Origin of the sequence: Bradyrhizobium sp. PRIMUS42 (assembly GCF_023006515.1) — a bacterium.
Lineage (GTDB): Bacteria > Pseudomonadota > Alphaproteobacteria > Rhizobiales > Xanthobacteraceae > Bradyrhizobium.
Genome location: NZ_JALBGZ010000886.1, coordinates 1 through 2,277, shown reverse-complemented (window position 1 = coordinate 2,277; position 2,277 = coordinate 1). Strand labels below are relative to the sequence as shown.

The window sequence follows — 2,277 nt, the reverse complement described above, 5'->3', positions numbered from 1 at the left end:
CAGGACCGGCCCAACCGCCAGGCCGACGGCACCACCACCGGCCAGTCCCGGGAACCGCTCGGCGACAAATTGGCGAAGTCCGATGGCGTGCTTTGCCCGCCCTCCGGCGTCGATCCCGACATGCACGCTCCGGCCCCCGACACCGGCGGCAACACCCCGGTGATCCCGCCCCCCGGCAGCCCCGGCGGCGACCCGAATGTAAGGCCGAAATAGGCCTCGTTTCATCCTAAATGCCGTCATGCCCGGGCAGAAGCGCGAAGCGCGTCTTCGCGCTCCAGCCCGGGCATCCACGTTCTTGGGATTGCAGCGAAGGGGATGGCCGGGACAAGCCCGGCCATGACGAACTCATTGAAAAAGAGCCGTATTCACAAGGCGGCTTGTCCCGTTGCAGCCTTGGCGAAGGCGGAAAAAGGCGGACCACTTTGCTTGACTTCCCGCCGCCCCCTTCTTTATATGCCGCGCGTTCGCGAGATCGGCCGTATCAGGCGGTTCGCGACCCTGTGGCGGGGTAGCTCAGCTGGTTAGAGCACGGGAATCATAATCCTGGGGTCGGGGGTTCGAGTCCCTCTCCCGCTACCATTTCAATATCCTCACGTCCGATCTGTCAGGCCCGGCTTGGGCGCCAAGCCGCACGGCGCACATTGTCCGTCGCGTCCTCGCCTGGCGCATCCGCGACTAGGAACTCCCGCGCGGGATCGACGCTTGAATCCGCGGGCCAGCTTCGCCGCCGATTGCTGGCCTGCGCGACCCCGCCTCCAAGCCCCTCATACCCCCCAGGGTGGGGCCGCGCTTCACAAGCAGGAGATGCAATTGTCCGAGCCGACCGAGCAAGAGATCAGAGACCGCGCGCACCGCTTGTGGGAGCAAGCCGGCAAGCCCGAAGGCCGCGAGGACGAATTTTGGCGCGCCGCCGAGCAGGAGCTGCGCAACGAGGACAAGTCGAACACGTTGCGGACGCCGGATACGCTGTGACCGACAGGAATTGCCCATTCTGCCAGGGTCTGGGATGGGTCTGCGAAAACCATCCGCTCCGGGTCTGGAGCGAACAGCCCGGCGGCTGCCGCTGCGGTGAGGGCATGCCCTGCACCTGCAACACGACCGAGGATCCCGAGATACGCGTGGTGATCGTCGAAGCCGACACGACGTGGCACTGACGGCGTCGATGTGACGGCGCGTAGGGCGGATTAGCGGAGCGCGTAGGATGGGTAGAGCCCTTGCGAAACCCATCATTGCTTCTTCGCCCGGACTTGATGGGTTTCGCTTCCGCTCTACCCATCCTACTGGCTACGCGCTGCTGTTGAGGGAACAGACCATCCCCGAAAGGAATTCAGTGTCTGACCAGCACGGGCTCTGAAGACGATCCTTATCCCATGGCAGTGTCGGCGGTGGACGAGCAGAAAAAGATCGAGCACCAGATCGAACTCGCAACGCGAGCGGCCGCGCTCGTCAAGGACGAAACCACGGGCCAGCGCTTCAGGAGTTTCGCCGAAGAGCTGACGCGAAAGCTCCGTCGCATGATGCGGCGCGGCCAGGTGCGCGCGCGTGCGTACGAGCTCTGGGAGCAGGCCGGCCGGCCAACGGGTCGCGAGTTGGAGTTCTGGCTCGAAGCGGAACGGCAGCTGGAGGACGAACGCGAGGAGCGGAAGTCGTCCGACGCGTCCCCGAATCGATAGAAGCGAGCTTTGCAAGAAAAAAAGCCGCCGGGCTCTTCACCCTGGCGGCCTCGAAAAGTCCGTAGCTGTTGATCGCCTCCGCAGCCTCGAGCGTACCGCCGTTACCTTGTTTGCGGCCATGCGCGGTCATTGTAGGCGGAGGCGCGCGATTCTGCTGTGATCTGAACCACACAGTGGAAAAGAGGATGGGGGGCCGCGCGTTCGTAAGATCAGCCTTCTTCGCCGCCGCGATCCCTATGGTGCGGTAGCTCAGCTGGTTAGAGCACGGGAATCATGATCTTGGGGTCAGCGGGGCGCGTTCTTCCTCCCAGCTACCAAGCACATCAATGAACGATGATACGCCTCTATTGTGCAAAAAGTGTCGTTATAGCCAGAGTGGTCGGAGAGGGTGTCGTCAATGGATTGGGAGCGGGTGAGGATATTCCTGGAGGTCGCGCGCGCCGGGCAGATCCTCAAGGCGTCGAAGAATTTGCGCCTGAACCACACCACGGTGGCGCGTCAGCTGACCGCGCTGGAGAAGAGCCTGAAGGCAAAGCTGCTCGAGCGGCACACCGCCGGCTGCACGCTGACTGCCGCGGGCGAGGCGCTGGTCCAGGCGGCCGAG

At 63.9% G+C, this 2,277-nt stretch carries 4 protein-coding genes, 1 tRNA gene and 1 pseudogene; all 6 read left to right on the top strand.

Annotation, left to right across the window (positions count from 1 at the left end; translation table 11 throughout):
• A pseudogene (locus MOV75_RS35225) lies at positions 1-213 on the top strand (hypothetical protein); the annotation flags it as partial.
• A 289-nt stretch (positions 214-502) separates the two neighbouring features.
• Positions 503-579: transfer RNA gene (locus MOV75_RS35220), tRNA-Met, on the top strand.
• Between the two features lie 231 nt (positions 580-810).
• The gene (locus MOV75_RS35215) at positions 811-972 is read left to right on the top strand and encodes a DUF2934 domain-containing protein (RefSeq protein ID WP_246932127.1); all 162 of its coding nucleotides are present in this window, start codon (positions 811-813) and stop codon (positions 970-972) included.
• Positions 969-1,154, top strand: coding sequence for a hypothetical protein (locus MOV75_RS35210; RefSeq protein WP_247007645.1), 186 nt, complete (start codon positions 969-971; stop codon positions 1,152-1,154). The genes MOV75_RS35215 and MOV75_RS35210 overlap by 4 nt, the downstream gene beginning before the upstream one ends.
• 216 nt (positions 1,155-1,370) lie before the next feature.
• Positions 1,371-1,673 carry a DUF2934 domain-containing protein gene (locus MOV75_RS35205; RefSeq protein ID WP_246932132.1) on the top strand — a complete coding sequence of 101 codons (303 nt, stop codon included), beginning with the start codon at positions 1,371-1,373 and terminating at the stop codon, positions 1,671-1,673.
• A 397-nt stretch (positions 1,674-2,070) separates the two neighbouring features.
• Positions 2,071-2,277: LysR family transcriptional regulator (locus MOV75_RS35200; RefSeq protein ID WP_247007644.1), on the top strand; the 207-nt coding region annotated here is incomplete at its 3' end.

Excerpts from the sequence above, each read along its gene's own strand:
- MOV75_RS35205 (WP_246932132.1), top strand. The coding sequence starts at position 1,371 with ATGGCAGTGTCGGCGGTGGACGAGCAGAAAAAGATCGAGCACCAGATC.